General features: G+C 39.0%; 23 protein-coding genes and 2 other annotated features. All 23 genes read left to right on the forward strand.

Annotated features, from left to right (window positions below; translation table 11 throughout):
* Positions 1 to 22: 22 nt before the first annotated feature.
* The 23 genes from B1NLA3E_RS00520 to rpoB all read left to right on the forward strand — a co-directional run bounded on the left by B1NLA3E_RS00520 (position 23) and on the right by rpoB (position 23,392).
* Positions 23 to 571 (forward strand): UvrB/UvrC motif-containing protein, encoded by a 549-nt coding sequence (locus B1NLA3E_RS00520; RefSeq protein ID WP_015591928.1) that lies wholly within the window; start codon positions 23 to 25, stop codon positions 569 to 571.
* Complete coding sequence (locus tag B1NLA3E_RS00525; RefSeq protein ID WP_041580203.1) at positions 555 to 1,646, forward strand: protein arginine kinase; 1,092 nt, start codon at positions 555 to 557, stop codon at positions 1,644 to 1,646. Before B1NLA3E_RS00520 ends, B1NLA3E_RS00525 begins: the two co-directional genes overlap by 17 nt.
* 11 nt (positions 1,647 to 1,657) lie before the next feature.
* On the forward strand, positions 1,658 to 4,099 hold the full coding sequence (gene clpC / locus B1NLA3E_RS00530) for an ATP-dependent protease ATP-binding subunit ClpC (RefSeq protein ID WP_015591930.1): 2,442 nt from the start codon (positions 1,658 to 1,660) through the stop codon (positions 4,097 to 4,099).
* Positions 4,100 to 4,622: 523 nt separating this feature from the next.
* Positions 4,623 to 6,002: a DNA repair protein RadA gene (gene radA / locus B1NLA3E_RS00535; protein ID WP_015591931.1), complete on the forward strand. Its 1,380-nt coding sequence runs from the start codon at positions 4,623 to 4,625 to the stop codon at positions 6,000 to 6,002.
* Positions 6,003 to 6,291: 289 nt separating this feature from the next.
* On the forward strand, positions 6,292 to 7,377 hold the full coding sequence (locus tag B1NLA3E_RS00540) for a PIN/TRAM domain-containing protein (protein WP_015591932.1): 1,086 nt from the start codon (positions 6,292 to 6,294) through the stop codon (positions 7,375 to 7,377).
* Positions 7,378 to 7,393: 16 nt separating this feature from the next.
* Positions 7,394 to 8,086: a 2-C-methyl-D-erythritol 4-phosphate cytidylyltransferase gene (gene ispD, locus B1NLA3E_RS00545; RefSeq protein ID WP_015591933.1), complete on the forward strand. Its 693-nt coding sequence runs from the start codon at positions 7,394 to 7,396 to the stop codon at positions 8,084 to 8,086.
* Between the two features lie 135 nt (positions 8,087 to 8,221).
* Positions 8,222 to 8,701 carry a 2-C-methyl-D-erythritol 2,4-cyclodiphosphate synthase gene (gene ispF, locus B1NLA3E_RS00550; RefSeq protein ID WP_015591934.1) on the forward strand — a complete coding sequence of 160 codons (480 nt, stop codon included), beginning with the start codon at positions 8,222 to 8,224 and terminating at the stop codon, positions 8,699 to 8,701.
* A gap of 64 nt (positions 8,702 to 8,765) precedes the next feature.
* Entirely contained in the window at positions 8,766 to 10,226 is a 1,461-nt protein-coding gene (gltX, locus tag B1NLA3E_RS00555; protein ID WP_015591935.1) for a glutamate--tRNA ligase, read from the forward strand.
* Positions 10,227 to 10,282: 56 nt separating this feature from the next.
* Positions 10,283 to 10,558 (forward strand) — a binding site (T-box leader).
* A 59-nt stretch (positions 10,559 to 10,617) separates the two neighbouring features.
* A complete protein-coding gene (gene cysE / locus B1NLA3E_RS00560) occupies positions 10,618 to 11,307 on the forward strand; it encodes a serine O-acetyltransferase (RefSeq protein ID WP_268870664.1) in 690 nt (229 codons plus the stop codon).
* A gap of 3 nt (positions 11,308 to 11,310) precedes the next feature.
* On the forward strand, positions 11,311 to 12,708 hold the full coding sequence (gene cysS / locus B1NLA3E_RS00565) for a cysteine--tRNA ligase (protein ID WP_015591937.1): 1,398 nt from the start codon (positions 11,311 to 11,313) through the stop codon (positions 12,706 to 12,708).
* A gap of 3 nt (positions 12,709 to 12,711) precedes the next feature.
* Positions 12,712 to 13,134, forward strand: coding sequence for a Mini-ribonuclease 3 (locus B1NLA3E_RS00570; RefSeq protein WP_015591938.1), 423 nt, complete (start codon positions 12,712 to 12,714; stop codon positions 13,132 to 13,134).
* The gene (rlmB, locus tag B1NLA3E_RS00575) at positions 13,134 to 13,877 is read left to right on the forward strand and encodes a 23S rRNA (guanosine(2251)-2'-O)-methyltransferase RlmB (RefSeq protein ID WP_015591939.1); all 744 of its coding nucleotides are present in this window, start codon (positions 13,134 to 13,136) and stop codon (positions 13,875 to 13,877) included. Before B1NLA3E_RS00570 ends, rlmB begins: the two co-directional genes overlap by 1 nt.
* 2 nt (positions 13,878 to 13,879) lie before the next feature.
* A complete protein-coding gene (locus B1NLA3E_RS00580; RefSeq protein WP_015591940.1) occupies positions 13,880 to 14,386 on the forward strand; it encodes an NYN domain-containing protein in 507 nt (168 codons plus the stop codon).
* Positions 14,387 to 14,459: 73 nt separating this feature from the next.
* Positions 14,460 to 15,110, forward strand: a complete 651-nt coding sequence (gene sigH / locus B1NLA3E_RS00585; protein ID WP_015591941.1) for an RNA polymerase sporulation sigma factor SigH — start codon at positions 14,460 to 14,462, stop codon at positions 15,108 to 15,110.
* A 118-nt stretch (positions 15,111 to 15,228) separates the two neighbouring features.
* Positions 15,229 to 15,375, forward strand: a complete 147-nt coding sequence (gene rpmG / locus B1NLA3E_RS23460; protein WP_083935032.1) for a 50S ribosomal protein L33 — start codon at positions 15,229 to 15,231, stop codon at positions 15,373 to 15,375.
* Positions 15,376 to 15,414: 39 nt separating this feature from the next.
* Positions 15,415 to 15,597: a preprotein translocase subunit SecE gene (secE, locus tag B1NLA3E_RS00590; protein ID WP_015591943.1), complete on the forward strand. Its 183-nt coding sequence runs from the start codon at positions 15,415 to 15,417 to the stop codon at positions 15,595 to 15,597.
* A gap of 146 nt (positions 15,598 to 15,743) precedes the next feature.
* Positions 15,744 to 16,277 carry a transcription termination/antitermination protein NusG gene (nusG, locus tag B1NLA3E_RS00595; protein ID WP_015591944.1) on the forward strand — a complete coding sequence of 178 codons (534 nt, stop codon included), beginning with the start codon at positions 15,744 to 15,746 and terminating at the stop codon, positions 16,275 to 16,277.
* Positions 16,278 to 16,449: 172 nt separating this feature from the next.
* Positions 16,450 to 16,875: a 50S ribosomal protein L11 gene (gene rplK, locus B1NLA3E_RS00600; protein WP_015591945.1), complete on the forward strand. Its 426-nt coding sequence runs from the start codon at positions 16,450 to 16,452 to the stop codon at positions 16,873 to 16,875.
* Between the two features lie 115 nt (positions 16,876 to 16,990).
* Positions 16,991 to 17,689, forward strand: coding sequence for a 50S ribosomal protein L1 (rplA, locus tag B1NLA3E_RS00605; protein WP_015591946.1), 699 nt, complete (start codon positions 16,991 to 16,993; stop codon positions 17,687 to 17,689).
* A gap of 49 nt (positions 17,690 to 17,738) precedes the next feature.
* Positions 17,739 to 17,877 (forward strand) — a sequence feature (ribosomal protein L10 leader region).
* A gap of 33 nt (positions 17,878 to 17,910) precedes the next feature.
* Positions 17,911 to 18,411, forward strand: a complete 501-nt coding sequence (gene rplJ, locus B1NLA3E_RS00610; RefSeq protein WP_015591947.1) for a 50S ribosomal protein L10 — start codon at positions 17,911 to 17,913, stop codon at positions 18,409 to 18,411.
* Between the two features lie 54 nt (positions 18,412 to 18,465).
* Complete coding sequence (gene rplL / locus B1NLA3E_RS00615; protein ID WP_015591948.1) at positions 18,466 to 18,825, forward strand: 50S ribosomal protein L7/L12; 360 nt, start codon at positions 18,466 to 18,468, stop codon at positions 18,823 to 18,825.
* 133 nt (positions 18,826 to 18,958) lie between these two features.
* Positions 18,959 to 19,561, forward strand: coding sequence for a class I SAM-dependent methyltransferase (locus B1NLA3E_RS00620; RefSeq protein ID WP_015591949.1), 603 nt, complete (start codon positions 18,959 to 18,961; stop codon positions 19,559 to 19,561).
* A 270-nt stretch (positions 19,562 to 19,831) separates the two neighbouring features.
* Positions 19,832 to 23,392, forward strand: coding sequence for a DNA-directed RNA polymerase subunit beta (gene rpoB, locus B1NLA3E_RS00625; RefSeq protein ID WP_015591950.1), 3,561 nt, complete (start codon positions 19,832 to 19,834; stop codon positions 23,390 to 23,392).
* The last annotated feature ends 68 nt before the right edge of the window (positions 23,393 to 23,460 follow it).

Genomic DNA, 23,460 nt, shown 5'->3' on the forward strand with positions numbered 1-23,460 from the left:
TGTGATCTGGAGAGATGAAAAAATGATTTGCCAAGAATGTAATCAAAGGCCAGCAACACTCCACTTTACAAAAATCATTAATGGTGAAAAGAATGAATTCCATCTATGCGAGGTTTGTGCTCAAGAAAAAAGCGAAATGTTTTTATTGAATGGAGCACATGGATTTTCTATCAATAATTTACTTGCAGGATTATTAAATATAGAACCAAAGTATACACCATCTCCACAGGATGCTTTTAAAACACAAGAAATATTACAGTGTAAAAATTGTTCGATGACTTTTCAACAATTTGTAAAAGTAGGACGATTTGGTTGTGCAAACTGCTATGAAACATTTAAAGATCACCTAATACCTTTATTAAAGAGGGTTCATAGTGGAAATACTGACCATCGGGGTAAGATCCCCAAAAGAATTGGTGGAGGGATCCAACTTCGAAAAAACATCGATGATTTAAAACAGACCTTAAAGGATTTAATCTCCAATGAGGAGTTTGAAAAGGCAGCTGAAGTGAGAGACAAAATAAGGTCATTAGAAAGCAAAATGTGTGAAAGTCATGAGGGAGGTGAATAGCTTGCCATTAGAAAGATTTATTAATCAGGCTGTAAGCTCATGGATGAGTGCTGAGGGTCCAGATTCGGATATTGTAATGAGTTCCCGAATTCGTCTGGCCCGAAATTTTAAAGAATACACTTTTCCAACCTTATTTAACAATGATGAAGCAAAGAAAGTAATCTCCTCTGTGGAAGACATGATAAAGCAAAATCATTTAAAAGAGCTAGGTGATTACGAATTATTAAAAATGGATGAGCTTCAACCGTTGCAAAAACGTGTTCTAGTAGAAAAGCATTTAATTAGTCCACATTTAGCGGAAGATGCCACACACGGCGCTTGCTTATTTTCTGAAAATGAAGAAGTAAGCATTATGATTAATGAGGAAGATCATATTAGGATTCAGTGCATATTTCCGGGGTTTCAATTATCTGAAGCACTTTCGATGGCAGGGGAGATAGATGACTGGGTCGAAGAAAATGTGACTTATGCATTTGATGAACAATACGGCTATTTAACTAGTTGCCCAACAAATGTTGGAACAGGATTAAGAGCTTCTGTGATGATGCATTTGCCAGGCTTAATTTTAACACAGCAGATAAATAGAATTATCCCCGCTATTAATCAATTAGGATTGGTGGTTAGAGGAATTTATGGTGAAGGTAGCGAAGCATTAGGTAATATCTTTCAAATATCAAATCAAATTACACTTGGTAAGTCAGAAGTTGATATTGTTGAAGATTTAAAAAGTGTGGTTCATCAGTTGATTTCCCAGGAAAGATCTGCTCGCCAAGCATTAGCAAAAACTTTAAACATAGAATTAGAAGACAGGGTATTTAGATCCCTAGGAGTGCTTGAATATAGTCGGATTTTAGAGACAAAAGAGGCGGCGCGCTGTCTGTCCGATGTTCGTCTTGGAATAGATATGGGGTTTATTAAAAATATATCAAAAACTATTTTGAATGAATTAATGATATTAACCCAACCTGGTTTTTTACAGCAGTATGCCGGAGGACCACTTAGACCAAATGAAAGAGATATCCGGCGGGCTGCTTTAATAAGAGAAAGATTAAAATTAGATACAATGAACAGTTAGGAGGAAGATGTATGATGTTTGGACGCTTTACAGAAAGAGCACAAAAGGTGTTGGCACTTGCCCAAGAGGAAGCAATTCGGTTAAGTCACAATAATATAGGAACAGAGCATATTTTATTAGGACTTGTTAGAGAAGGAGAAGGAATAGCTGCTAAAGCGCTATACGCACTCGGTCTTGGTTCAGAAAAGATTCAGAAGGAAGTTGAAAACCTAATCGGACGAGGTCAGGAAGCATCCCAAACGATTCATTATACTCCTCGAGCTAAAAAGGTGATAGAGCTCTCGATGGATGAAGCCCGCAAATTAGGTCATTCATATGTTGGGACAGAACATATTTTGCTAGGTTTAATTCGTGAAGGTGAAGGAGTTGCAGCTCGAGTTCTTAATAATTTGGGTGTAAGTCTTAATAAAGCCCGTCAGCAAGTATTACAATTATTAGGAAGTAATGAATCAGGTCATCAAGGGGGAGGTACTGCAAATGCGAACACTCCGACATTGGATAGCCTTGCCCGTGATCTAACTGCTATTGCTCGAGAAGGAAGTCTTGACCCTGTTATTGGTCGTAGTAAAGAAATCCAAAGGGTTATTGAAGTGCTCAGCAGACGTACAAAAAATAATCCAGTCTTAATAGGTGAACCAGGTGTCGGGAAAACAGCGATTGCTGAAGGACTTGCTCAGCAGATTGTTAACAATGAAGTACCTGAGATTCTACGTGATAAACGGGTAATGACTCTTGATATGGGAACCGTTGTTGCTGGAACAAAGTATCGCGGTGAATTCGAGGATCGACTAAAAAAGGTCATGGATGAAATACGCCAAGCTGGAAATATTATTTTATTTATTGATGAGTTGCATACACTTATTGGTGCAGGTGGAGCTGAAGGTGCAATCGATGCTTCAAATATTTTAAAACCGTCATTAGCACGTGGAGAATTGCAATGTATCGGTGCTACTACGTTAGATGAATACCGTAAATATATTGAAAAAGATGCTGCGCTCGAGCGTCGTTTCCAACCAATTAGGGTTGATGAGCCTACAGCTGATGAGTCAATTCTCATATTAAAAGGTCTTAGAGATCGCTATGAAGCACATCACCGTGTTTCGATTACTGATGAGGCAATTGAAGCTGCAGTTTCATTGTCAGATCGTTATATTCCTGATCGTTTTCTACCTGATAAAGCCATTGACTTAATTGATGAAGCGGGATCAAAGGTGCGTTTGCGTTCTTACACCACTCCACCAAATTTAAAAGAGCTTGAGGTTAAGCTTGAAGTAGTTCGTAAGGAAAAGGATGCAGCAGTCCAAAGTCAAGAATTTGAAAAAGCGGCTTCTTTACGAGATTCAGAACAACGACTTCGAGAGCAATTAGAAGAAACGAAGAAGACATGGAAAGAAAAGCAAGGCCAGGAAAATAGTGAAGTTACAGTAGAGGATATTGCTACTGTTGTTGCAAACTGGACTGGAATACCTGTTTCAAAATTGGCGCAAACTGAGACCGATAAACTGTTGAAATTAGAAGAAATTATTCATTCTCGTGTGATTGGCCAAGAAGAGGCTGTAGTAGCTGTTTCGAAAGCAGTAAGACGTGCGAGAGCTGGACTAAAAGATCCAAAGCGTCCGATTGGTTCATTCGTTTTCCTTGGGCCAACAGGTGTTGGGAAAACTGAACTTGCTCGTGCATTAGCCGAAGCCATGTTTGGTGATGAAGATGCGATGATTCGCATTGATATGTCAGAGTATATGGAAAAACATTCTACTTCAAGATTAGTTGGATCTCCTCCAGGCTATGTAGGTTATGAAGAAGGTGGACAATTAACTGAAAAAGTAAGAAGAAAGCCATATTCAGTCATTTTATTAGATGAAATTGAAAAAGCTCACCCGGATGTTTTCAATATCCTCCTTCAAGTTCTGGAAGATGGGCGTTTAACAGACTCTAAAGGTCGTACTGTAGATTTCCGTAATACAGTCTTAATCATGACATCAAATGTTGGCGCCGAGGCGTTAAAGCGAAATAAATACGTAGGCTTTAACATACAAGATGGAGCTCAAGATTACAAGGATATGAAAGGAAAGGTAATGGAAGAGCTGAAGAAGGCGTTCCGACCTGAATTCTTGAACAGAATCGATGAAATCATTGTGTTCCATGCTCTGGAAAGAGCTCAATTAAAGCAGATTGTAACGTTGCTGTCAGAGCAATTAATAAAACGTTTGAAGGATCAACATATCCAATTAGAATTAACCGATGCTGCAAAAGATAAAATCTCAGATGAAGGATACGACCCAGAATATGGGGCTCGTCCGTTGCGCAGAGCTATTCAAAAACATATTGAGGATCGATTATCAGAAGAACTATTAAAAGGTACTGTTTTAACGGGTCATAACATCATGATTGATGTTGATAACGGTGAGTTTGTTATTAGAGCGGACCAACCTACTGCGATACCGAAGCCTTAAGGATGAAACAACTAGAGGGTCACGGAGAAATTCGTGACCCTCTTTTTTTTCTCCTATGAAGCTAACCAGTCCTAAGCTCATTTAAATCTTCTCTTTGTTCCCATTGTTCAAACAGGTACCTACCAGCTAATTCAGATATAATAATAGTAATGCGTTTTTCTTACAAAGTAAGAGTTAAGACTTTGAACTTAGATGAGTGTCTAGCTTCAGGCGCCGTCGGCTCGAGGTCACAAGCCAATCTGTCAAGAAGGTTAAAAGACAACCTTCTCGACGGCTCGTCTTGTGCTTGTCGCTGATTGACGGGTGCCTTGCGCTTTTCTTACAAAGTAGGAAAGTATAGCTTTTAACTTAGAGAACTGTCTAGCTCCAGCGCCCAACGACTAGTGGACTTCACCCACCTCCCTACGATAAGTCAACATCGAATCGCTTACGCTCTTCGTGTTTCCTTTATCTCAGTCGGTGGGCTCCAGTCCATACGTCGCTAAGCAGGCGCTTGCGCTTTTCTTATAGAAAGGAAGATATGATGGCAAAGAGGAAGACAAAGTTTATGTGTCAAGAGTGTGGGTATGAATCTCCAAAGTGGATGGGGAAATGTCCTGGTTGTGGTGAGTGGAACAAAATGGTTGAGGAAGTTGAGGTTGTTGGAACAGGAAAAAGAGGTGCTTTTACTCATTCCCAAGGGTTAGCAGGCGGGTCAAAGGCAACTCCAATCACTTCGATTGAAACAGGGACTGAAGTTAGAATACAAACCAATTTAAAAGAGCTAAATCGGGTGTTAGGTGGCGGGATTGTTCGAGGATCGTTAGTTCTGATTGGAGGAGACCCTGGAATAGGGAAATCAACCTTGCTTTTACAGGTATCCTCACAATTAGCTGTGCAGGGTCAATCTGTATTATATATTTCTGGAGAAGAATCGCTAAGACAAACGAAACTGAGGGCTGAGCGACTAGGTGTAACTTCTGAAAACCTTTTGGTTTATGCTGAAACAAATCTTGATGAAATAAGCAGGACGATTGAGAGCATATCGCCAAGCTTTGTTATCATAGACTCGATTCAAACCGTATTTCACCCAGATGTAACATCCGCACCTGGAAGTGTTTCGCAGGTTCGGGAATGTACATCAGAATTAATGAGGATTGGAAAAACTAAGGGGATTGCTGTTTTCATTGTAGGACATGTGACTAAAGAAGGTTCAATCGCTGGGCCACGGTTGCTAGAGCATATGGTAGATACTGTTCTTTATTTTGAAGGAGAGAGGCATCATACCTATCGTATATTACGTGCTGTAAAAAATCGCTTCGGTTCGACAAATGAAATGGGTATTTTTGAAATGAAAGAAATGGGTCTTGAAGAAGTTGAAAATCCATCTGAAATTTTTTTAGAGGAGCGATCCCAAGGGGCAGCAGGATCAACTGTTGTAGCATCGATGGAAGGGACTCGACCTGTACTTGTTGAAATACAAGCATTAATTTCTCCGACAAGCTTTGGAAATCCAAGAAGAATGGCAACTGGAATTGATCATAACCGTGTATCACTTCTAATGGCAGTTTTAGAGAAACGAGTGGGGATGCTTTTGCAAAATCAGGATGCCTACCTTAAGGTTGCGGGTGGGGTGAAGCTTGATGAACCAGCAATCGATTTAGCAGTTGCGGTTAGCATTGCTTCAAGTTTTCGCGATTCCCCAACAAGGGCTACGGATTGTATTATTGGAGAAGTAGGCTTAACAGGAGAAGTACGAAGAGTTTCAAGAATAGAGCAACGGGTTCAGGAAGCAGCAAAATTAGGATTTGAACGAATTATTCTCCCTGAGAACAATCTAGGTGGCTGGAAATGTCCGAAAGGGATTGAATTAATCGGGGTTTCCTCAGTTCAGCAAGCGTTACAAGCAACTTTAGGTAAATAGACATAATTTATTGAAATAGTGAATAGGTCAATTTTCCTGAAGTAAGGCTTGAAGGATGTATTTTCCTATGGTAGAATTATACATTTGATTGACACCCTATTTTTCCCATGCTACCCTTATCATGTGGTTTCATTATTTCCCGAGGATATTCCCCGATTTTGAAACCTTTTATAGGTTAATACGTATATAATATCAATTTATTTCATTATTATTACATTCTTAAAAAACTATGTAAAACAGGTTTCAATTTAGTCAAATTGTTTATAATGAATAGATAGGAGGTGAAGGAATGTTAAAACGAATTATTCAAGCTTGTTTTTTAATAATCGGGGGGACATTGGGTATTTTCTTAATCCCTGATTTATTGAAATTAATAAATTTTGACAACATTCCTCTAATCAACAATCCATATATATCCGCAATTTTTGGTGCACTTATTTTTTATCTTATTACCTTTTGGGCAGTAGATTATTTTACTGATTTTATGAAATGGGTAGAGGAATCTCTTGTCAGGGCTCCGATTACGGATATTATCTTTGGAAGTGTTGGTTTAGTTTTTGGTTTGGTGGTAGCTTTTTTAATAGGTTTTGCTTTAAATGCAATCCAAGTACCTGTTATTAATACAGTTGCTCCAATTTTATTAACATTATTATTTGGTTATTTAGGTTATCAAGTAGGTTTTAAAAAGCGTGATGAATTATCAAACTTATTTTCAAACAAGAAGAAGAGGGCTGGGGATGAGGAGTCTGATAAACAGGAGCTCCTAACCGCCATGAAAATATTAGATACTAGCGTGATTATTGATGGAAGAATAGCTGATATTTGTCAGACCGGTTTTTTGGAAGGAACCATTGTGATTCCGCAATTTGTGTTAGAGGAATTACAGCATATTGCTGATTCATCTGATGTATTAAAACGAAATCGCGGTCGAAGAGGCCTTGATATTTTAAACCGGATTCAAAAGGAATTGGCTATTAAAGTTGAAATTTATGAAGGCGATTTTGAAGAAATTCAAGAAGTTGATAGCAAGCTAGTAAAATTAGCGAAAATAACAAACGGTGTTGTTGTTACGAATGATTTTAATTTAAACAAGGTTTGCGAATTGCAAAATGTTTCAGTCCTAAATATTAATGATTTAGCCAATGCGGTAAAACCGGTTGTTTTACCAGGGGAAGAAATGAATGTTCAAGTTATTAAAGATGGAAAAGAACACAATCAAGGTGTTGCTTACTTGGATGATGGAACGATGATTGTGGTCGAGGACGGTCGAGATTATATAGGAAAGCGGATCGACGTTCTTGTTACAAGTGTCTTGCAAACTTCTGCAGGAAGAATGATTTTTGCAAAACCAAAATTGCTTGAAAAAGCGCTATAATTAGAGGAGAGTATCTATGGGTTATCAGGTTGTAATCCCGGCAGCTGGTCAAGGGAAAAGAATGAGAGCGGGGAAAAATAAGCTTCTTCTTCCTTTGAACGGAATACCTGTACTGATTCATACCTTATTGGTTTTTGAAGAAGATGAGGACTGTGATGGTATCGTTTTGGCTATTCAGCCGAGCGATGAGTTAGAGTTTTCAAAACTTATCAAGAAATATAAAATTAATAAAGTTCTATCATTTGCATCTGGTGGGAATGAGCGGCAGGATAGTGTCTACAATGCCCTCCAAGCGGTAAAGTCTGAAGGGATTGTTCTTGTTCATGATGGAGCAAGGCCGTTTATTCATGAAGAAACAATCCACCTAGTCACAGCCGCTGCCCAAAAGGATGGTGCAGCAGTTGTGGCAGTTCCGGTAAAGGATACGATAAAAAAGGTGCATGATAAAAAAATCGTGGAAACCGTTGAACGTTCCAGCTTGTGGGCTGTCCAAACCCCACAAGCTTTTCGTATTTCCATCTTACTAGATGCACATCATTGTGCTCAAAGGGAAGGTTTCCTTGGTACAGATGAAGCCAGTTTAGTAGAAAGAATTCCCTACAGTATTACTATTGTTGAAGGAAGCTACGACAATATTAAGCTAACTACACCTGAGGATTTGTACTTTGCTGATGCAATAATAAGAAAACGTCAATCAATAGGACGTTAAAACGAAAAGCGGAAGCGGCTCGCTCAGCCCCGACAAGCTTAAGGCGAATCACGCAAGAGACGATAGGATCTGGAGAGATTAGACTTAAGACCTCGAGGGGCTAGCCGCTGGAGCTAGACAAAGGAGAATGTTTCTATGTTTCGGATCGGACAAGGCTTTGATGTTCATCAATTAACAGAGGGTCGCCCCCTTATTATCGGGGGAATAGCCATTCCATACGAGAAAGGCTTATTAGGCCACTCAGATGCCGATGTGCTTTTACATACTATTGCTGATGCTCTCCTTGGTGCTATTGGAGCAGGAGATATCGGAAAACATTTCCCAGATACTGATCCGGCTTTTAAAAATGCTGATTCAGCACATCTTTTAGAGCATGTATATCAAATTGTTAAAGAAGCAGGTTATGAGGTAGTTAACGCAGATTGTACGATTATTGCTCAGAAGCCGAAAATGGCGCCATATATTGAGCCTATGAAGAGTAGAATAGCTGAGATATTACAAGTAGCCAATAATCAAATAAATGTAAAAGCTACGACAACCGAAAAGCTAGGCTTTGCAGGACGCGAGGAAGGGATTGCTGCTCAAGCTGTAGTTTTATTAAAAAGGGTACTTTAGTCTTTATTAGAAATTTGTCTGATGCTACAATATATCAGAAATAGGAATACAGGAGGAAGTAAGCATGTCAAAAAATATTCGTGTACGCTATGCGCCTAGTCCAACTGGGCACTTACATATTGGTAATGCTCGTACGGCACTGTTTAATTACTTATTTGCCCGGAATCTTGGGGGAAAATTCATCATCCGTATCGAGGATACTGACCAAAAACGTAATATTGAGGGTGGAGAGCAGAGCCAATTAAAATATTTGAAATGGCTTGGAATGGACTGGGATGAAAGTATTGACGTTGGTGGGGAATACGGACCATACCGTCAATCTGAACGAAACGATATATATGAAAAACACTTCAACGATCTTCTTGAAAAAGGTCAAGCATATAAATGCTATTGTACCGAAGCAGAGCTTGAGGCAGAAAGAGAAGAACAAACTGCGAAAGGCGATACACCTGCCTATTCGGGAAAATGCCGTCATTTAACAGAAGAGGATCGTGCAAAGTTAGAAGCTGAAGGAAGAAAGCCAAGTATTCGTTTTCTAGTTCCTCAAGGGAAAGTTTACTCTTTTGATGATATGGTAAAAGGTGTTGTTTCTTTCGAATCTGAAGGAATCGGTGACTTTGTTATTGTGAAAAAAGACGGGATTCCAACCTATAATTTTGCTGTCACTGTCGATGATTATTTAATGGACATCTCACATGTCCTACGTGGAGATGACCATATATCTAATACACCGAAACAACTAATGATTTATGAAGCATTAGGGTGGGAGCCGCCTGTTTTTGGGCACATGACCTTAATTGTTAATGAGAGCAGAAAGAAATTAAGTAAACGTGATGAAAGTATTATTCAGTTTATTGAGCAATATGAGCAACTAGGATATATTCCTGAAGCATTATTTAACTTTATTGCCTTGCTTGGCTGGTCACCTACTGGTGAGGAAGAAATTTTTTCAAAAGAAGAGTTAATAGAGATTTTTGATGCAAAACGTCTATCAAAGTCTCCTGCCTTGTTTGATCAGTTGAAGTTAACTTGGATGAACAATCAATATATGAAAAAAGTGGAGCTTGACCAAACTGTATCGCTAGCATTGCCACATCTAATTAACGCCGGACTCGTTAAAGAGCAAATGGACGAGCAGGAAAGCCAGTGGGTACGAAGCCTAATTTCTCTATATCAAGACCAAATGAGTTATGGGGCGGAAATTGTCGAGCTTTCCAAGTTGTTTTTTAAAGAAGATGTAACGTATGATGAGGAAGCTATGTCTGTTATTTCGGAAGAGCAGGTTCCAGAAGTTTTGAAAGCATTTATAGAGAAAATTGCTGAATTACCAGAGCTTTCAGCACCAGAAATTAGTGCTTCGATTAAAGCGGTTCAAAAGGAAACAGGGCATAAAGGGAAAAAATTATTTATGCCAATAAGAGTGGCTGCCACTGGACAAACCCATGGACCAGATTTACCAAAGGCGATCGCTTTGATTGGAAAAGAGAATATCATAAAAAGATTTAATAATATTTTAAGCAAATAATTATTTTGTTAGTTAACAACCCGAGAAAAATGTAATATAGTAAAAGTATTATAAGTGAGAAAGCGTTGAAGAGGACAAGTAAAAAAACAATGTTTTTCAGAGAGAACCATCTTAGGCTGAAAGTGGTTCAGACCTCTTGTTTTTTGAAATGCCCCTCCGAGTCCCATGTCGAAAGGTCTATTTTCCAAGTAGGCTTGGGCGGACCCCTCCGTTAACAGGTTAAGTTTGAGACCGCATTTTTGTCTTTTTTCCACCTATGAGATATTAGGGGCGTTGGAAGAGGAATCATAACGGTCTAAACAGAGTGGAACCGCGCTATTGGCGTCTCTGTCACCGACAGAGGCGTCTTTTTGTTTTTTGGGGAAATCAAAACTACGGTGTGCTGTTTAAAATAGAGGAATCTTTCATTGACCTTACAAAGGGAGAGAGTGCAATGTTTAAAGTATTAAAAGAGGATTTAGAAGTCATTTTTGAACAGGACCCGGCAGCCAGGACCTATGTAGAAGTTATACTAACCTACTCTGGATTGCATGCAATTTGGTCACACCGATTGGCGCATGGACTTTATAAAAGAAAACTTTATTTTATTGCTCGTGTCATTTCACAGATAAGTCGCTTTTTCACAGGGATTGAAATTCATCCTGGTGCTACAATCGGGAGGAGATTCTTTATTGACCATGGCATGGGTGTTGTAATTGGAGAAACGTGTGAAATAGGGAATAATGTAACTGTATATCAGGGAGTAACATTGGGCGGTACTGGAAAAGAAAAGGGTAAGCGACATCCGACAGTTAAGGATAATGCACTCATTGCTACTGGAGCAAAAGTTCTAGGCTCGATTACAATTGGTGAAAACTCAAAAATTGGGGCAGGAGCAATTGTGCTTAACGATGTTCCTCAGAATTCCACTGTCGTTGGAATAAAAGGAAGAGTAGTTGTCCAAGACGGTGTACGCATTAAAAAGGATCTTAATTACAAAGATTTACCGGACCCAATTGCGGATCGTTTTAAAGAATTAAGTGATGAAATCGAACGACTAAAAGAGGAATTAGATGTGTTGCATAAGGAAAGGAGTCATTAAAAAATGACTATTCAAATTTATAATACACTAACTAGAAAAAAAGAAGAATTTGTCCCCATAGAACCAGGGAAAATTAAAATGTATGTCTGTGGCCCGACAGTTTATAACTATATTCATATTGGTAATGCTCGACCAGCGATTGTTTTTGATACAGTCCGGAGATATTTTGAATTTAGAGGATTTGATGTTCAGTTTATTTCTAACTTTACCGACGTAGACGACAAATTAATTAAAGCAGCAAAAACATTAGGTGAAGATGTTCCAACGATTGCTAACCGCTTTATAGATGCTTACTTTGAAGATGTTTCCGCTTTGGGGTGCAAGCAGGCAAATGTTCACCCGCGTGTTACTGAGAACATGGACATTATTATCGATTTTATTTCTGAGTTAGTGGATAAAGGATTTGCTTATGAATCAGCAGGTGATGTTTATTTTCGAACAAGGAAGTTTGAAGGCTACGGGAAGTTGTCGCATCAATCAATTGATGAGTTAAAGGTTGGAGCCAGGATTGATGTTGGGGAAAAGAAGCAAGATGATTTAGATTTTGCACTATGGAAAGCGGCCAAGGCAGGCGAAATTGCTTGGGAAAGTCCGTGGGGTATGGGCCGTCCTGGTTGGCATATCGAATGCTCAGCGATGGCAAAAAAATATTTAGGTGATACGATCGATATTCACGCTGGTGGACAGGATTTGACTTTTCCACATCACGAAAATGAGATTGCTCAATCAGAAGCATTAAGTGGGAAACCTTTTGCAAGATATTGGATGCATAACGGTTATATTAATATTGATAACGAAAAGATGTCGAAGTCGCTTGGCAATTTCGTATTAGTTCACGATATTATTAAAAAACATGCTCCGGAAGTGGTTCGCTTCTTTATGCTTTCTGTCCATTATCGGAATCCAATTAATTATAGTGATGAGTTATTAGAAAATACAAAAGCAGCTTTAGAGAGATTGAAAACCTCATATCAGAATTTGAAACATCGAATTGATGCTAGTACTAATTTAACGGAAAATGATCAGGAATGGATTGGTAAAATCAGCGATCTCCAGGGTGAATTTATTCGTGAAATGGATGATGATATTAATACTGCAAACGGCATTTCTGTCTTGTTTGAACTCTCAAAACAGGCAAATTATTACTTGTTGGAGAAAAATACATCTACAGAAGTAATCAACGCTTTTACGTCCTTATTTGAAAAGCTTTTTGGAGTATTGGGGCTTTCACTTGAAAATCAAGAATTGTTAGATATAGAAATTGAAACGTTAATTGAACAGCGGATTGAAGCAAGAAAAAATCGAGATTTCCAGCTGTCGGATCAAATTCGTGATCAATTAAAGGATATGAATATTATCTTAGAGGACACTCCGCAAGGAACTAGATGGAAAAGGGGTTAACTCATGCTTCAATATGAACGTGTCATTGATGAAAAACAGTTAAATAGTCTAGCCCTTGCCTATATGGGGGATGCTGTATTTGAAACGTACGTTCGTCATCATCTGTTGCAAACTGGTAAGGTCAGGCCGAATCAATTGCATAGAGAAGCGACCAACTATGTATCTGCTAAAGCACAGGCAATGGTCGCTCATCAATTTATCGAGGAAGCAATCCTTAGTGAAGATGAGATTGCTGTGTTAAAAAGAGGGCGAAATGCGAAATCCGGGAGTGTGCCCAAGAACACAGATGTGCAAACATATCGATACAGTACAGGATTTGAGGCATTAATTGGAACTTTATATTTATCCAAGAATGAAGTTCGGTTACAAGAATTAGTTAAGAAGGCTTTTCTTATTGTAGAAGAAAAGAAAGGAGGACGCATGTGATGAATTCAGATTACATTATTGGGAAAAACCCGGTCATTGAGGCACTTAAAGCAAACCGAGATATTAATAAAATTTTCATTGCAGAAGGTTCTCAAGGTGGGCAAATGCAACAGGTGACCAAATTAGCTAAAGAAAATAATGTGTTGGTACAACTTGTTCCAAAGAAGAAGATAGATCAAATGTCAGAAGGGAATCATCAAGGGGTTATTGCTGCGGTTGCTGCTTATCAATATGCTGAATTGGATGATTTGTTTGCTGCGGCAGATAAGAAAAATGAACCTCCTTTCTTTTTGCTTTTAGATGAAATTGAAGATCCACACAATTTAGGTTCAATTATGAGAACGGCTGATGCTGTTGGTGCACATGGTATTATTATTCCGAAACGGAGAGCAGTTGGGTTAACCTCTACAGTAGCCAAATCCTCTACCGGAGCCATCGAATATGTTCCTGTCGTACGGATCACTAATATGGCTCGAACGATCGACGATCTAAAAGACCGTGGGGTTTGGATTGCTGGAACGGATGCAGAGGGAAGCGAAGATTATCGTTCTTTCGACGGAAGTATGCCATTAGGTCTAGTAATTGGCAGTGAAGGGAAAGGGATGGGGCGGCTAATCCGTGAGAAATGTGACTTTTTGATTAATTTACCAATGGCCGGTCACGTTACATCACTAAATGCCTCTGTTGCTGCGGCGATCCTCATGTATGAGGTTTATCGAAAAAGACACGCTCTAGGGGAATGACCATGGACATCCTGATAGTGGACGGATATAACATTATTGGAGCTTGGCCAGAATTAATCGCCTTGAAAAAAAAGGACTTAGGTGCGGCTAGAGATTCTTTAGTGGAGAAAATGGCAGAATATCAAGCTTATACGGGATTTCAAGTGATTGTCGTTTTTGATGCCCATTATGTACAGGGAATCGAAAAAAAATACAATAATTATAAGGTTGAAGTCATTTTCACAAAAGAAAATGAATCTGCTGACGAAAGAATTGAGAAACTAGCGAGCAGCTTAAACAACCGTAGGACACAAATACATGTTGCCACCTCTGATTTAACAGAACAATGGGTTATTTTTGGTCAAGGGGCTTTAAGAAAGTCAGCAAGAGAACTGCTTAATGAAATGACCACGATACAGAAAAAAATTGAAACAAGTGTTAGGAATTTTCATGAAAAAAAACCAGTTTCTAAAATTCCTCTAAGTGACGAAATATCCAAAATTTTCGAAAAATGGCGCCGAGAACGATGACCAAAGGTTGACGCTTAAAAAAAACCTACTGTATAATATTTCTATCTATGCATGTGTGGTCGGGGGGATTTGCATGAGTACGGACTTCAGCACAAGAAATAATGAGCGGTATTTACAGCTTCAGGATGAAGAATTGGTCGAATTAGTGCACAATGGTGAGAGTGATGCACTAGATTACCTCATCCATAAATATCGAAATTTTGTACGGGCAAAAGCAAGATCCTATTTTTTAATTGGCGCTGATAAAGAGGATATTGTCCAAGAGGGAATGATTGGTTTGTATAAAGCCATTCGTGATTACCGTGAAGAAAAAATGACTTCCTTTAAAGCGTTTGCAGAATTATGTATTACAAGACAGATTATCACAGCGATAAAAACCGCCACCAGGCAAAAGCACATACCTTTGAATTCATATGTTTCATTGGATAAACCAATCTATGATGAAGAGTCAGATCGAACTTTAATGGACGTTCTTTCTGGGGCAAAAGTATTGGATCCAGAAGAACTGATAATTAACCAAGAGGAATTTGATCATATTGAGATTAAGATGAAAGAGCTATTAAGCGATCTTGAAAGAAAAGTTCTCGCATTATACTTGGACGGGCAATCATACCAGGAAATTTCTGAGGAACTAAATCGTCACGTGAAGTCAATCGATAATGCTCTCCAACGTGTGAAAAGGAAACTAGAAAGATATTTGGAGATTCGCGAGTTTTCGATTTGACAAAAATGGTATTTATTATGATAGGACAGTTTTGTGAATTTTTTGTCGCTTATTGACACGTATAACTTGACATGTTACATTTTTAAAGGAATAATAGGTGAATTTAGTAGGTGTTTTTATGCAGAAAAAAGTAATATTGGCTTGTGTGAGCTGTGGTTCGCGAAACTATACAACAATTAACAACAAAGAAACGCAAGTAAGACTCGAATTAAAGAAATTTTGTAAAACGTGTGGTATTCATACAATCCATCAGGAAACTAAATAATTGCTTTGTTATTATAGATAGACAGTTGGAGGTTACTTAATGCAACGCATAACTAAATTCTTCCGTGATGTAGTTCGTGAAACAAAAAAGGTCAGCTGGCCAAAACGTAAGGAATTAACCCGTTATACGATTACGGTTTTATCAACGGTTACATTTTTTGCACTCTTTTTTGCAGCGCTTGACTATGGAATTTCTGAATTGATTCGCTTAATTCTTGAATAACCCTTAGTATTCCATGGTATAATGGAAAATAATGCAGACATGTGGAAGCCCGGTTAACGGGTTTTTTCATTGTAAAAAAATGTACGTGTTAGTTTTGTTAAAAAGATTTTATTGATGGGGAGGGACGGACGAATTAGTCCTCTTGAATGGAAAAGAACTGGTATGTTGTTCATACTTACTCTGGTTATGAGAATAAAGTGAAGGCGAACTTAGAAAAGCGCGTTGAGTCCATGGGAATGGCAGACTTAATCTTTCGTGTAATTGTGCCTGAAGAAGAAGAAACGGATTTTAAAAATGGTAAGAAAAAAGTGGTAAAACGCAAAGTGTTCCCAGGCTATGTTCTTGTGGAAATTGTGATGACGGATGATTCTTGGTATGTTGTCCGCAATACACCTGGAGTTACAGGTTTTGTAGGTTCATCAGGATCAGGCTCGAAGCCGACTCCATTACTTGATGAAGAAGTTGTTGTAATTTTAAAACGGATGGGTGTCGAAGAGACTCGGATTGACATTAACTTTGAACTAGGAGAAACGGTTCGTGTTAAGGAAGGTCCATTTGCAAACTTTACGGGATCTATTGAAGAGATTGAAAAAGACAAGTCAAAATTAAAAGTACTTGTTAATATGTTCGGTCGGGATACGCCTGTGGAGCTTGATTTTACACAGATTGAAAAATTATAATTTGAAAGAACTTGAAATTGTCACGAAAAAGTGATAAAATTTCATAGGTCAATATGTCTCATCTAAGAGACAAGGCAAATGTCAAGTTCTTTATCTTAATATAAAGACTTTTCTATGAGTGGGAGGGAGAATTCCCTATTACCACATCACGGACTTTAAGGAGGTGTGTCTCGTGGCTAAAAAAGTAATTAAGTTAGTCAAATTACAAATCCCAGCTGGAAAAGCAAATCCAGCACCGCCGGTTGGTCCTGCATTGGGTCAAGCAGGTGTTAACATCATGGGATTCTGTAAAGAGTTTAATGCTCGTACAGCTGATCAAGCTGGCTTAATCATTCCTGTTGAAATTACGGTATTTGAGGACCGTTCATTTACATTTATTACGAAAACTCCTCCTGCTGCAGTTCTTTTGAAAGTAGCAGCTGGAATCAAGTCTGGTTCTGGTGAACCAAACCGTAATAAAGTAGCAACAGTTAAGCGTGCGACCGTACGCGAGATTGCTGAACAGAAAATGCCTGATCTTAACGCAGCTAGTGTTGAAGCGGCTATGCGTATGGTTGAAGGTACTGCTCGCAGCATGGGTATCGTTATCGAAGATTAATCCATGTAATATTTTTGTAGGGTTTGAAGAGGTTGCGGGGCATTGAGATTTCACTCGCAACCTTTATTCGTGGGAGGTTATTCCGCTAAAACCACATTCAAGGAGGAAATTTAAAATGGCTAAAAAAGGTAAGAAGTATTTAGAAGCTGCGAAGCTTGTAGATAGTTCTAAAGCTTACCCAATTGCAGAAGCAATTGATCTTGCAAAAAAGACAAGCACTGTTAAGTTTGATGCAACTCTTGAAGTAGCTTTCCGTTTAGGCGTAGACCCTAAGAAAGCTGACCAACAAATTCGTGGAGCTGTTGTGCTTCCTAACGGAACTGGTAAAGTGCAACGCGTACTTGTTTTCGCAAAAGGTGAAAAAGCGAAAGAAGCAGAAGCTGCTGGTGCAGATCACGTGGGAGATTCTGAATTCATCAACAAAATCCAACAAGGTTGGTTTGACTTTGATGTAATCGTGGCAACTCCTGACATGATGGGTGAAGTTGGTAAACTTGGACGTCTTTTAGGACCTAAAGGTTTAATGCCAAACCCTAAAACAGGTACTGTTACATTTGATGTAACAAAAGCAATCAACGAAATTAAAGCTGGTAAAGTTGAGTACCGTGTTGATAAAGCCGGGAATATCCATGTTCCAATCGGTAAACAATCTTTCGAAAACGAAAAGTTAGTTGAGAACTTCAACACTGTTTTTGAAACAATGGTAAAAGCTAAACCTGCAGCTGCTAAAGGTACTTATATGAAGAACGTAACTGTTACTTCAACGATGGGACCTGGCGTTAAAGTTGATCCATCATCTGTTTTAGTAAAATAATGGATGTTGACAAACAGATTTACATTTAATATAATGTGATTTGTTGTTGAATTATATAACATTTGTACCGCAGACAGTAGGTGTCAACTTGACTTAATATCCTACCGAGGTCATACGATAGATTTTAAGATTCACTATTGTATACAATCCTCCATGTCTGCTCGACGTGGAGGTTTTTTATTGGCCGGTATGAATGTAGTAAAACTACAGGAGGTGTAAAGATGAGCAACGCTATCGAACAAAAGAAACAAATCGTAGAAGAAATTGCTGACAAATTAAAAGCAAGTAAATCAACGATCGTGGTTGACTACCGTGGCTTGACTGTTGGAGAAGTGACTGAACTTCGTAAGCAACTTCGTGAAGCAGGCGTTGAGTTTAAGGTTTATAAAAACTCAATGACTCGCCGTGCGGCAGATTCACTTGATCTTTCTGAAATAAACACAGCTCTTACTGGTCCTAACGCAATTGCGTTCAGTGCCGAAGATGTTGTTGCTCCTGCAAAAATTTTAAATGATTTCGCGAAAAAACACGAAGCGCTTGAAATTAAAGCAGGTATTATTGAAGGAACGATTGCTTCAGTAGAAGAGGTTAAAGCTCTTGCGGAACTACCATCTCGCGAAGGTTTACTATCTATGTTACTCAGCGTTCTTCAAGCACCTATTCGCAATCTTGCTCTTGCTACAAAAGCTGTGGCAGACCAAAAAGAAGAACAAGGCGCGTAAGCTAATTTTATCGGTTAACTATTAAACAACCAACATTCTAAGGAGGAAAATAAAATGACTAAAGAACAAATCATTGAAGCAGTTAAAAGTATGACTGTTTTAGAATTAAACGACTTAGTAAAAGCAATTGAAGAAGAGTTCGGCGTAACTGCTGCTGCTCCTGTAGCTGTAGCTGCTGGTGGCGCTGCTGCTGTTGAAGAGCAAACTGAATTCGACGTAATCCTTGCATCACCTGGAGATCAAAAAATTAAAGTTATCAAGGCTGTACGTGAACTTACAGGTCTTGGACTTAAAGAAGCTAAGGAACTTGTTGATAACACTCCTAAAGCTGTTAAAGAAGGCATTTCTAAAGCAGAAGCTGAAGAAGTTAAAGCTAAACTTGAAGAAGTTGGCGCTAACGTAGAAGTTAAGTAATTTTACTTTGAGAAAGCTCGCTGAATAAGCGAGCTTTTTTGCTTTTTCTTTTCAAATAACATATAATACCTTTCGGAAAAGCTTTATTTCGACCTCGAAGTCTTCTATATATCTCTCCAATGGAGGTGATTTTATGACAGATCATTATTACTCCCGCAAACAGAATGTTGCCAGTGACCCTAAGTACTGGAACTTTACCTTAAAGGGACATCCTTTTCGTTTTAAAACAGATAACGGAGTTTTTTCAAAGAAAGAAGTCGATTTTGGTTCCCAGCTTTTAATTGATACTTTCGAACCTACTGATGAACAAGGATTGATCCTTGATGTTGGATGTGGTTACGGACCAATTGGTCTTTCGCTTGCTAAAAGCTTCCCAAGTGCAACTGTACATATGATAGATGTGAATGAAAGAGCGCTGGGACTTTCGCAAGAAAATGCGGGATTAAACAACTTGACGAATGTCCAAATTTATCAAAGTAATTGTTTGTCGGAAGTGTCCGAAACCTTATTTTCAGATATTTTAACCAACCCACCTATTCGTGCTGGGAAAAACGTTGTCCATGCGATTTTTGAGCAAAGTTCACAACGTATTCGTTCAGGTGGATCATTGTGGGTTGTGATTCAAAAAAAACAAGGTGCACCATCAGCGATAACTAAGCTTACAGAGCTTTTCGATGAAGTTGAAACAGTTGCGAAGAGTAAGGGGTATTTTATAATAAAGGCAAAAAAATATTGACTCAACATGGTGGTTATGTTAATATTATAAAATGCCAATAGATTAGTTTCCGTAAAAATGCTAAATTCATCATTTATTGTATAAATTTGGTTATTCACGGAAAAGCTAACAAAATAATAGTTCGTCATGTGAAATTGCGGTTTTTGACAGAAAAACCCTTTTTCTTTTTGTCTTACGAGGAATTCAAGTTAGAAAGCTATCTAACTTCCGTTTTTCTTCGTGAGATGGCAATAGATGTAATAATAACGCTTGATTTGAGGGGTGAATCAGTTGACAGGTCAACTAGTTCAGTATGGACGACACCGCCAGCGGAGAAGTTATGCAAGGATCAGTGAAGTTTTAGAGTTACCGAATCTCATTGAAATTCAAACTTCTTCTTATCAGTGGTTTCTCGATGAGGGTTTACGAGAAATGTTTCAAGATATTTCTCCAATTGAAGACTTTACCGGTAACCTATCGCTTGAATTTATTGATTACAGCTTAGGTGCTCCAAAGTATTCCGTTGAGGAGTCGAAAGAACGCGATGTAACTTACTCTGCACCATTGCGAGTAAAAGTTCGTCTTGTGAACAAAGAAACTGGTGAAGTAAAAGACCAAGATGTATTTATGGGCGACTTCCCACTAATGACTGAGACAGGGACATTTGTTATTAATGGGGCAGAACGCGTCATTGTTTCTCAGTTAGTGCGTTCTCCAAGTGTTTATTTCAGTGGAAAATTGGATAAGAACGGTAAGAAAGGGTATACTGCGACCGTAATCCCTAACCGTGGTGCTTGGCTTGAGTATGAAACAGATGCCAAGGATGTCGTGTATGTAAGAATAGATCGTACTCGGAAACTGCCCGTTACGGTTCTTTTGCGTTCCCTAGGGTTCGGGGCCGATTCAGAAATTATTGATTTGGTTGGAGATAATGAGTACATCCGTAATACGTTGGAAAAGGATAACACCGAAAGTACTGAAAAAGCGCTACTTGAAATTTATGAGCGTCTTCGTCCTGGTGAACCACCAACTGTGGATAATGCAAAAAGTTTATTAGTTTCTAGATTTTTTGATCCAAAACGTTATGATTTAGCAAATGTGGGACGCTACAAAATTAATAAAAAGCTTCATATTAAAAATAGACTTTTCGGTCAACGTTTAGCAGAAACATTAGTAGACCCTGAAACTGGGGAAATTATTGCTGAAAAAGGCACAACGTTGGATCGACGTACATTGGATCGTATTATTCCACATCTTGAACAAAATATTGGATATAAATCTTTTAGCCCAGCGGGTGGAGTGGTTGAAGAGGATATCCTCCTTCAATCCATTAAAATTTATGCTCCAAATGATGATGGAGAAAAAGTAATAAACGTAATCGGTAATTCAAATATTGAAGAGCAAGTTAAAAATATTACGCCTGCCGATATTATTGCTTCAATCAGCTATTTCTTCAACTTGTTACACGGAGTTGGAAATACCGATGATATAGACCATTTAGGGAACAGACGGTTACGTTCTGTGGGTGAATTGCTACAAAACCAATTCCGTATCGGTTTATCTCGGATGGAACGTGTAGTTCGTGAAAGAATGTCCATTCAAGATACGGCGACGATTACACCGCAACAACTTATTAATATCCGTCCTGTTATCGCTTCAATTAAGGAATTTTTCGGAAGCTCTCAGTTATCTCAGTTCATGGATCAAACGAATCCGCTTGCTGAATTAACACATAAACGTCGTTTATCTGCGTTAGGACCCGGTGGTTTAACACGTGAACGTGCTGGTATGGAAGTTCGAGACGTTCACTATTCCCACTATGGGCGTATGTGTCCAATTGAAACACCTGAGGGACCAAACATTGGATTAATTAACTCATTATCTTCGTTTGCGAAAGTTAATCGTTTCGGATTTATTGAAACTCCATACCGACGCATCGATGCTGAAACAGGGAAAGTAACCAGTCGTATTGACTATCTAACCGCAGACGAAGAAGACAACTATGTAGTTGCCCAAGCGAATGCGCGTTTAGGTGATGATGGTACCTTCCTAGATGAAGATATCGTTGCTCGTTTCCGTGGTGAAAACACAGTTATTCACCGAGATCGCATCGATTACATGGATGTATCGCCAAAACAGGTTGTATCTGCAGCAACAGCATGTATCCCGTTCTTAGAGAACGATGACTCAAACCGAGCGCTAATGGGAGCGAACATGCAACGTCAAGCAGTTCCTCTTTTACAACCTGAGGCACCAAGAGTTGGAACAGGTATGGAATATGTGTCTGCAAAAGACTCTGGAGCTGCCGTTATTTGTAAACATCCAGGTATCGTTGAGCATGTTGAAGCACGTGAAGTATGGGTACGCCGTGTTTCAATAGTGGACGGTCAAGAAACAAAAGGAAATCTTGATAAATATCGTATGTTAAAATTTGTCCGTTCTAACCAAGGGACATGTTATAATCAACGTCCAATTGTCAGCCTTGGTGATAATGTAGTAAAAGGCGAGGTTCTTGCCGATGGCCCTTCTATGGAAAAGGGAGAGCTGGCCCTTGGCCGAAATGTGCTAGTTGCCTTTATGACATGGGATGGTTATAACTACGAAGATGCGATTATTATGAGTGAACGTTTAGTTAAAGATGATGTATATACATCTATTCATATTGAAGAATATGAATCAGAATCTCGTGATACAAAATTAGGACCTGAAGAAATTACTCGCGATATCCCTAATGTTGGTGAAGATGCACTTCGAAACTTAGATGAGCGTGGAATTATTCGGATTGGTGCTGAAGTAAAAGACGGTGATCTTTTAGTTGGTAAAGTAACACCTAAGGGAGTAACAGAACTAACTGCTGAAGAGCGCTTGTTACATGCAATTTTTGGTGAGAAGGCCCGTGAAGTACGTGATACATCACTTCGTGTTCCACACGGCGGTGGAGGAATCGTTCATGATGTTAAAGTTTTTAATCGTGAAGATGGCGATGAACTACCTCCTGGTGTAAACCAACTTGTTCGTGCTTATATTGTTCAAAAACGTAAGATTCATGAAGGCGATAAGATGGCTGGACGACATGGGAACAAAGGGGTTATCTCTAGGCTTCTTCCTGAAGAAGATATGCCTTATCTTCCAGATGGTACACCAGTCGACATCATGTTAAACCCACTAGGGGTTCCTTCGCGGATGAATATCGGACAGGTGTTAGAATTGCATTTAGGAATGGCTGCAAGAAGTCTAGGTATTCATGTTGCTTCACCGGTATTCGATGGAGCGCGTGAGGAAGATGTTTGGTCAACAATTGAAGAAGCTGGTATGGCTCGAGATGCAAAAACGGTCCTTTATGACGGACGTTCTGGGGAACCATTTGATAATCGTGTTTCTGTTGGGGTTATGTATATGATCAAGCTAGCCCACATGGTTGACGATAAATTGCATGCGCGTTCTACTGGACCATACTCACTTGTTACTCAACAACCGCTTGGTGGTAAAGCACAATTTGGTGGTCAGCGTTTCGGTGAAATGGAGGTATGGGCACTTGAAGCATATGGTGCCGCGTATACTTTACAGGAAATCTTAACCGTTAAATCTGATGATGTAGTCGGTCGTGTGAAAACATATGAAGCTATTGTGAAGGGCGAAAATGTCCCAGAACCTGGCGTTCCAGAGTCATTTAAAGTATTGATAAAAGAACTTCAGAGCTTAGGTATGGATGTTAAAATTCTTTCTGGTGACGAGCAAGAAATCGAAATGCGAGACACAGAAGATGATGAAGAAACACAACAAGCAGAGTCGTTAACAATCGCCCCGGAGCTTGAAAGCATTGAGACGGAAACAGTAGGGACAAAAGAATAATAATAAAGAATATCAGCTCAGTGAGAACTGAATAGTTTTCACTGAGCGCCATTTATTTTTTCTGTATA

It is taken from the genome of Bacillus sp. 1NLA3E, from assembly GCF_000242895.2.
Lineage (GTDB): Bacteria > Bacillota > Bacilli > Bacillales > Cytobacillaceae > Bacillus_BU.

Coding starts and splice junctions, on each gene's coding strand:
- B1NLA3E_RS00620 (WP_015591949.1), top strand. CDS start 18,959: ATGACAGATCATTATTACTCCCGCAAACAGAATGTTGCCAGTGACCCT.
- gltX (WP_015591935.1), top strand. CDS start 8,766: ATGTCAAAAAATATTCGTGTACGCTATGCGCCTAGTCCAACTGGGCAC.
- cysS (WP_015591937.1), top strand. CDS start 11,311: ATGACTATTCAAATTTATAATACACTAACTAGAAAAAAAGAAGAATTT.
- B1NLA3E_RS00540 (WP_015591932.1), top strand. CDS start 6,292: ATGTTAAAACGAATTATTCAAGCTTGTTTTTTAATAATCGGGGGGACA.
- B1NLA3E_RS00580 (WP_015591940.1), top strand. CDS start 13,880: ATGGACATCCTGATAGTGGACGGATATAACATTATTGGAGCTTGGCCA.
- B1NLA3E_RS00570 (WP_015591938.1), top strand. CDS start 12,712: ATGCTTCAATATGAACGTGTCATTGATGAAAAACAGTTAAATAGTCTA.
- rplA (WP_015591946.1), top strand. CDS start 16,991: ATGGCTAAAAAAGGTAAGAAGTATTTAGAAGCTGCGAAGCTTGTAGAT.
- secE (WP_015591943.1), top strand. CDS start 15,415: ATGCAACGCATAACTAAATTCTTCCGTGATGTAGTTCGTGAAACAAAA.
- rplL (WP_015591948.1), top strand. CDS start 18,466: ATGACTAAAGAACAAATCATTGAAGCAGTTAAAAGTATGACTGTTTTA.
- rplJ (WP_015591947.1), top strand. CDS start 17,911: ATGAGCAACGCTATCGAACAAAAGAAACAAATCGTAGAAGAAATTGCT.
- sigH (WP_015591941.1), top strand. CDS start 14,460: ATGAGTACGGACTTCAGCACAAGAAATAATGAGCGGTATTTACAGCTT.
- ispD (WP_015591933.1), top strand. CDS start 7,394: ATGGGTTATCAGGTTGTAATCCCGGCAGCTGGTCAAGGGAAAAGAATG.
- rlmB (WP_015591939.1), top strand. CDS start 13,134: ATGAATTCAGATTACATTATTGGGAAAAACCCGGTCATTGAGGCACTT.
- ispF (WP_015591934.1), top strand. CDS start 8,222: ATGTTTCGGATCGGACAAGGCTTTGATGTTCATCAATTAACAGAGGGT.
- rpmG (WP_083935032.1), top strand. CDS start 15,229: ATGCAGAAAAAAGTAATATTGGCTTGTGTGAGCTGTGGTTCGCGAAAC.
- nusG (WP_015591944.1), top strand. CDS start 15,744: ATGGAAAAGAACTGGTATGTTGTTCATACTTACTCTGGTTATGAGAAT.
- B1NLA3E_RS00520 (WP_015591928.1), top strand. CDS start 23: ATGATTTGCCAAGAATGTAATCAAAGGCCAGCAACACTCCACTTTACA.
- radA (WP_015591931.1), top strand. CDS start 4,623: ATGGCAAAGAGGAAGACAAAGTTTATGTGTCAAGAGTGTGGGTATGAA.
- B1NLA3E_RS00525 (WP_041580203.1), top strand. CDS start 555: ATGAGGGAGGTGAATAGCTTGCCATTAGAAAGATTTATTAATCAGGCT.
- clpC (WP_015591930.1), top strand. CDS start 1,658: ATGATGTTTGGACGCTTTACAGAAAGAGCACAAAAGGTGTTGGCACTT.